Origin of the sequence: Pseudomonas sp. MEJ108 (genome assembly GCF_030208985.1) — a bacterium.
In the GTDB taxonomy this organism is placed as follows: domain Bacteria; phylum Pseudomonadota; class Gammaproteobacteria; order Pseudomonadales; family Pseudomonadaceae; genus Aquipseudomonas; species Aquipseudomonas fragariae.
Map to the genome: position 1 here is coordinate 23,312 of NZ_JARVSW010000080.1, position 6,000 is coordinate 29,311.

Here is a 6,000-nt window from a genome sequence, read left to right on the forward strand (position 1 = left end):
GACGTATCCGTTCAATGCCTGTTTCACCGTATTGAACTAACGCAGGCGGTACTTCACTTCCTTTCATATTTGTAATCCCGCTGTCACCTCGACGTTATCTTCGCCACTTCAAGATGGTGCCCCGCTGGCAGCTCTCGCACCTATAAAAAGAGCCAGGTCGACACGTTTAAAACAATCTGCCGATCCATCGGAGCACATATGACCCAACTCAGAACATTGTCCCTTGCCCTGTGCTCGACACTGGCAGGTGTAACGCCGATTACCGCACTCGCCGAAGAACAGAAAGAAGGCTTCATCGAAGGCAGCACGCTGACGGTACTCAACCGTAACTTCTACATGAACCGCGACCACCGCAACGGCGAGTCCAGCCCGACCGGCAATGGTTACTCCGAAGCATGGGCGCAGGGCATCATCGGGCGATTCCAGTCAGGTTTCACTCAAGGCACATTCGGCGTCGGGGTCGATGCCTTTGCCATGATCGGCATCAAGCTCGACACAGGCGATGGACGCAACGGCGGGCGCAGCGCATTCGATGTGCTGCCGGTCGATGGGCAGGGCAATGCCCGCGACGAGTACAGCAAAGTCGGCGGCTCGCTGAAGGCCAGGGCTTTCGACACCGTCGTCAACGTGGGCGATGTCTTCCCGTCGACGCCGGTGGTTGCATTCGGTGATTCACGCCTGCTGCCGGAAAGCTTTCGTGGCGTCACGGCGATCAACAACAGCATCAGCGGCCTGACCCTGCAAGGCGGTCGCCTGCATTCCATGAGCCAGCCGGTCTCCAGCAACCTGCGCGACGGCTTCGTGACCTTCTACGGCGGCGCGGTCGACTCTCCCTGGGTTGCCTACTTCGGCGGTGATTACCAGGCCACCGACGCGCTGAGCCTTGGCCTCTACACCAGCCGCCTGAAAGACGCCTGGGACCAGAAATACGCCTCGGCGTCTTATGTGCTGCCACTTTCCGATGACCTCGCACTGACCGGCAGCCTGAACTATTACAACGCCACCGACGAGGGCAAAAAGCTGCTCGGCGAATTCGACAACGACATCTGGAGCGCAAAACTCGCCCTGCAATACGGCGCACACACCCTGTCGCTTTCGCACCAGCGCAACGAAGGTGATGATGATTTCGACTACCTCAGACAGTCCGACTCCATCTACCTGGCCAACTCCATCCAGTACAGCGACTTCAACTCACCCAAGGAGCGCTCGTGGATGGTCACCTACAACCTCGACATGTCCACCTTCGGCGTGCCCGGCCTGTCGTTCATGACCCGCTACGGCAAAGGCACCGACGCCGACTACTCCAACGCCAACAGCACCTACATGCGCCGCGACGCACAAGGCAACCCGCTGACCGATCAAAAACGCTGGGAGCGTGATATCGAAGCGAAATACATTGTGCAGACCGGATCATTGAAAGACCTGTCGCTGCGCGTGCGCCAGGCAACGACCCGGGCCACGGCGTTCGAATCGGATCTGGATGAGGTGAGGGTGATTGTGGAGTATCCGTTGAGTGTGCTTTGAGGTGGATGATTGAGTGAAGCGTCCTTTGGGGCGCTTTTTTTGATGAGGCGTGAATACTCTCACAGTCCCGGGCTTATACGTTATATAGGAAGGGCATGTGCTACGGAGTTATGTCGCCCATCCTTGGCTAATATTTTTTCAACTAATGAAGTTCGCAGTTGAATAGTTTGATGTCTTGGTTGTTGTGAGTGTCCTGATGTTTAAGTTTTGTTATAAATTTTAGCTGTGTTGAGGTGAGGTTTTTATCTTAATGACATGCCGCCGTCAATTTCAAAGCTTTCAGCGTTTATTATAAAAATTACGATATGATTTTCTACTTCCAAGGGGACCCAGCTTCGCAACGCCTCATCCCTTGAACCTTCAAGCGATGCTGCGCATAGGTCTGCGCCATTAAGCTGGCGCCCTTGGGCTGCCAGGTTGTTGGCTCTGAATTCTATAATGGATTTTAGCGTATTTTTGTTTTGATCATCATAGGCAGATACTTCTGGAGGTAGCAGAAAGGAAATGTCAGATATCTTTGAATTGCTAAATAATTCGCGTGTGATGGGGTCGCATAGATTCGAAGAAACGTACGATTTGAAGTCGACTTTTTCTATGATGTCTTTAGCGTTCATTTGGATTGAATGCCTTAATTCACGATTGATTTGCTTTAAGTAGTAATCTACTTGCTCTCTAATCCTAGCCGCAAAAAACTCCTGCGGCCAATTTTTTCAAAGCTTGGGTGCGCATTTATGTGCGCTAGAAAACATACCGGATGAGCTACTCTTATCTAACCAAAATTTCCATATACTGCCCCTGAAACCTCAGGTTCTGCTCGACCTCGTTCACCACCAGCGGCGTACCAATCTGGTCGGTGTGGAAGTAATAAATCCTGTTCTCCACCTCACCTTCGCGCTGATCAACACGGGCGAGCGGCGCATAGCTGCCGGGCTCGTAGAGGTACAGGCTGCTCTGCTCAGGACCCTCTTCACGCAACAGCCGCAATCCCTGCCAGAGAAAGCGTTTCTGGTCGGTCTGCCCTTTGATCTCCCACTGTTTGCCAACGCGTCTCCCCAGGCTGTCGTACTGGTAGCTGCTGGTGCTTTCCACCTGACTGTTGGCCATGGTCTCGGTTTTGACCAGACGGTTTTCGCTGTCGTAGGTGAAGGTTTGCCAACGCACGATGCCGACGATTTTCTCGACCAGGTTGCCCCACGCGTCGTATTTGTATTCGTGGTTGCTCCATTTTTTGAGGCGGTTGTCTTTGACGCGGTCGAAGCGGCTGGTGTTGAAGTTCAGGCGGTTGCCAGCGGCGTCGTAGCGGAACTCTTCACCGTCGAAACGTTTTTCGGGGTTGTGTTCAAGCAGGCGGCCGTTGGCTTCGTACTCGTAGGTGACTTCGCCACGCAGTTTGTCGAGGGTGCGGCTCAGTTCGCCGGCCGGGTCGTATTCGTAGCGGCGATGGAGCGGGTTGTAGGCGTGCTCGACATAGCGCTCTGGCTTTATGAGCGGGTTCTGGATCTGCGACAGTTTTTCCGCGGGTAGGGTGGTTGCGTACTGCCAGGTCTTGCGCCCCAGTGCGTCATAGCCGAAGCAACTGGTGAGTTTGTTTTGGGTGCGATAGTCCCAATACTCATGTCTCTGATCAGTTGGCGTTTGGGATTAAACTGCCTTATTAGAGCCACTGCCAAGCTACGATTAAAAATAAAGCTATATCTTTAAGAGGAAATAAATCTAAATTTTTAAAGATCGCTAGCATTGCTTCTCAAAATAAGCTGAGCCAGTTGGCATTTATGTAATTGTTACCTTTATGGAGCAAGTGTGAGAAAACAATAAAATTTACTTTGAGTCCGCATGTTAGTGCTAGCTTTTGAAATCAGGGGTTTGATGAGAATCTAACAAATTGCCTGTGTAATTTTAATGCGGATTTATACTTAATAAGTTTCACATTTTCTGAGATGATCTCATCTTTTTTTTCTAGTTTTTTAGTTAGCAGTGCTATTGAATAGTCTAAATTAAAATCTTTTTTGATTTTCAGCACGTCAGATGCTTTTGGCTTGCTCTCTGCAACTGAAACTATGTTGCCACTATCACTATCACTATCTACATCAGCCATCGCGTAGGCAGTTAGCTGTTCAATGGAGTCAAAGACTTCAGCGTCATTAATAAAGGGATCTCCAGACCCTATAAAGTAGAATTTCTCCAAGCCTTTTTTGGGGATTAATATTAATCCGCCTCCAGAGTCATCTCCTATCAAAATGTACTCGGGGAAATTTATATCTATTTCATATGTTTTATTACGCTCGACAATTTGATCAGTAGGATAAATTACGATTTGATCTTCTAATACCGCACCATTGCATTCAGGCCAAAATTTTCTCAACCAGTTTTTTTCTGAGATTCCTAACTCTTTGCAGATGGATTCTATTTCATTTACGTTGGCAGGGCTGTTCTTTTCAGTGAAGGATATCATTAATCAAATGCTCCCAAGGAATCAAAGTATTTATATGATCTGCTAGCAGCTTTCTTTGCTGCGCTAGGACTAACTCCAGAGTCTATTAGCTCTTTGTATGCGGTTCCAAACTCTTCCTTGATGGTTCCGTTAAATCCACCCAATCTGCGTCTGGTTCGTTGAAGTGATGAAACAATAGCGTGTGATTCTCCAGAGGAACTCTTTAATAAAACTGCTGGCGCCGCGTTACGCTTATATCCTGCTACATTCCTCTTTGCCCACTCATCCTGAATAAAGTGGTGTGACTGAACTGATTTATCACTGGGGATGTTTTTATTACCAGGCGCTCTGTTTAGGCCCGGTGATAAATTGCCATGGGCATCGACGTCACCTGATTTATAGCCCTCCGGACGATTGCAAGCCCATCCCCATGGATCAACCCACGCTGTGGGATTTGGAACATATTTGTAAAGGTTATCCCCCCCAGCCAACCCAATCGGATCCTGCATAATAAACCGCCCAATCTCCGGATCGTAATACCGAAACGTGTTGTAGTGATGCCCCGTCTCGACATCGAAATACTGACCCTGAAACCTCAGGTTCTGCTCGACCTCGTTCACCACCAGCTTCTCAATCGCCCTCCACGGCCTATATTTGGCCTGCCAGACGATCTGCCCTTCGGCGTCGGTCATCTCCAGCGGCGTACCAATCTGGTCGGTGTGGAAGTAGTAGACCTTGTTCTCTACCTCGCCCTCTTTCTCATCAACACGGGCCAAAGGCGCATAGCTACCAGGCTCATACAGATACAAGCTGCTTTGTTCCGGGCTTTCTTCACGCAGCAAGCGAAGGCCTTGCCAGAGAAATAGTCGATGGTCGGTCTGCCCCTTGATCTCCCACTGTTCGCCAACACGCCTGCCCAAGCTGTCGTACTGGTAGCTGCTGGTGCTTTCCACCTGGCTGTTGGCCATGGTCTCGGTTTTGACCAGGCGGTTTTCGCTGTCGTAGGTGAAGGTTTGCCAGCGCACGATGCCGACGATTTTCTCGGTCGGTCTGCCCTACAAGTAGTATGTGCATTGGCAAGTTTATTATTGATTTAGTCAGCATTTTAATGCTTCAAAGTGCAGTTTTTTTCCAGCTATCTCCATTTTTTGTTTCTTTTTTTATTATCTTGTAGGATCCATCTATTGGTTTTAAATAAAATTTATAGATGGCTTTTAGTCTGGCTGTCTGTTGAACTAATATTGTATGCGTTTTTCCTGAAAGCACAGGGGTAGCGATATCGTCCCGGTTAGGGTCATATGTTGGCGGATGCCCACACCCTAAATCTACTAGACGCGCCCAGCTTCTCTGATCAGGAATAGAAAAGTTTTCGAATATATCAGCTAGAACTGTCTTGTATTTTTCTTCGCTCTCACCGGTGTCAAGCCCTGCTTTTATGAGTTCCATCTGTTCTTTATAAAATTTTTCTTCCCAGTCACGCATGGCACCCATAAACTGCTTTAGTGTGTCTACTGCATCTATATTCTCTTTGCTCATGAGAACTCTCAATTATTGAACATGTCTGATAGGACGGTATGACCATTTTGATAAACGTCATAGAGTATTTTGGACGGCCTCGTATTAGAAGATCCATACACAAACCTAATGTCAACGTCTACTGGGCCGTTAGTTTTGACGTAGTTTGCTATCTCACCCTCAAAATCTCTAAATAAGCCTCGATTGGTTCTTGATAGCTGCGGAAACACCCCATCCTTACCACCCGATCCACCAAGAAGTTTAGCGATTATGTGACCAGCATCATCGTCCGGATTGCCAAGGCTTCTCGCCCAACTCCGGGACGACGCGTTTGTCGCAGTTCCGCCTTTTTTGATGTCGGCCATGGTAATCGTAGCCGTTGCTCGCAAAGGCTGTCCTGCGGTGCCTCGGGTAACACTCGCATTCACGCACCAGCCTAACGGATCAACCCACCCATTAGGATTAGGCGCATATTGATAGAGATTATCCCCACCACTCAACCCAATCGGATCCTGCGTAATAAACCGCCC

At 49.2% G+C, this 6,000-nt stretch carries 5 protein-coding genes and 2 pseudogenes; 1 reads left to right on the forward strand and 6 read right to left on the reverse strand.

Going from position 1 to position 6,000, the window contains the following annotated elements:
* Window positions 1–198 precede the first annotated feature (198 nt).
* The gene (locus QRN50_RS25075) at window positions 199–1,524 is read left to right on the forward strand and encodes an OprD family porin (protein WP_096127332.1); all 1,326 of its coding nucleotides are present in this window, start codon (window positions 199–201) and stop codon (window positions 1,522–1,524) included.
* A gap of 242 nt (window positions 1,525–1,766) precedes the next feature.
* Here QRN50_RS25075 and QRN50_RS25080 read toward each other — a convergent pair whose 3' ends face one another.
* From QRN50_RS25080 to QRN50_RS25105, 6 genes and pseudogenes are all read right to left on the reverse strand, one after another.
* Complete coding sequence (locus tag QRN50_RS25080; protein WP_096127333.1) at window positions 1,767–2,138, reverse strand: hypothetical protein; 372 nt, start codon at window positions 2,136–2,138, stop codon at window positions 1,767–1,769.
* 163 nt (window positions 2,139–2,301) lie between these two features.
* Window positions 2,302–3,126: pseudogene (locus QRN50_RS25085) on the reverse strand (type IV secretion protein Rhs); the annotation flags it as partial.
* A gap of 253 nt (window positions 3,127–3,379) precedes the next feature.
* Window positions 3,380–3,976 (reverse strand): SMI1/KNR4 family protein, encoded by a 597-nt coding sequence (locus QRN50_RS25090; RefSeq protein ID WP_096127477.1) that lies wholly within the window; start codon window positions 3,974–3,976, stop codon window positions 3,380–3,382.
* A pseudogene (locus QRN50_RS25095) lies at window positions 3,976–5,010 on the reverse strand (RHS repeat-associated core domain-containing protein); the annotation flags it as partial. The gene QRN50_RS25090 and the pseudogene QRN50_RS25095, both read right to left, overlap by 1 nt.
* Window positions 5,011–5,068: 58 nt before the next feature.
* A complete protein-coding gene (locus QRN50_RS25100; RefSeq protein WP_096127489.1) occupies window positions 5,069–5,491 on the reverse strand; it encodes an NTF2 fold immunity protein in 423 nt (140 codons plus the stop codon).
* Window positions 5,492–5,499: 8 nt separating this feature from the next.
* The coding region (locus tag QRN50_RS25105; protein WP_192873926.1) for a DNA/RNA non-specific endonuclease at window positions 5,500–6,000 on the reverse strand (501 nt) is incomplete at its 5' end.

Excerpts from the sequence above, each read along its gene's own strand:
- QRN50_RS25090 (WP_096127477.1), bottom strand. The coding sequence starts at position 3,976 with ATGATATCCTTCACTGAAAAGAACAGCCCTGCCAACGTAAATGAAATA.
- QRN50_RS25100 (WP_096127489.1), bottom strand. The coding sequence starts at position 5,491 with ATGAGCAAAGAGAATATAGATGCAGTAGACACACTAAAGCAGTTTATG.
- QRN50_RS25075 (WP_096127332.1), top strand. The coding sequence starts at position 199 with ATGACCCAACTCAGAACATTGTCCCTTGCCCTGTGCTCGACACTGGCA.
- QRN50_RS25080 (WP_096127333.1), bottom strand. The coding sequence starts at position 2,138 with ATGAACGCTAAAGACATCATAGAAAAAGTCGACTTCAAATCGTACGTT.